Raw genomic sequence first — 399 nt, forward strand, 5'->3', positions numbered from 1 at the left:
CAGCTTGCGGAACCTGCCGAGGTAACCCATGTCCCCCAGCCGCCACCAGCCGTCGTTGAAGTTGTTCAGGAAGCGCTCGTGCTCGCCGAGGTAGGTCATGATGCGGCCGCGGCCGCGCAGTGCGAGGTGGCCGGACTTGCCCCTGGCGACGGGCCTGCCGCTCTCGTCGACCACGCGCAGCTTGATGAAGCCCGGCAGCACGTAGCCGACATCGCGGCCGTCGTTGCGCGCGGCGGTCTTCCTGGTGTCCCAGGCGCCCGAGATCGGACCGGTCTCGCTCTGGCCGTAGAGCTGGACCAGGAGGGGCCGGGGACGCCTGGAGGCGGCCAGCAGCCGCTGGTTGGTGCGCGGGTGGATGGCGTCGAAGGTGCTGCTGTAGTACCGGACGCTGGACAGCGG

General features: G+C 70.2%; 1 protein-coding gene. It reads right to left on the minus strand.

The genetic code is table 11. From position 1 onward, the window contains the following. Positions 1–399: AMP-binding protein (locus QC029_RS30815; RefSeq protein ID WP_279559132.1), on the minus strand; the 399-nt coding region annotated here is incomplete at both ends.

Origin of the sequence: Streptomyces sp. DH37 (assembly GCF_029813835.1) — a bacterium.
Classification (GTDB): domain Bacteria; phylum Actinomycetota; class Actinomycetes; order Streptomycetales; family Streptomycetaceae; genus Streptomyces.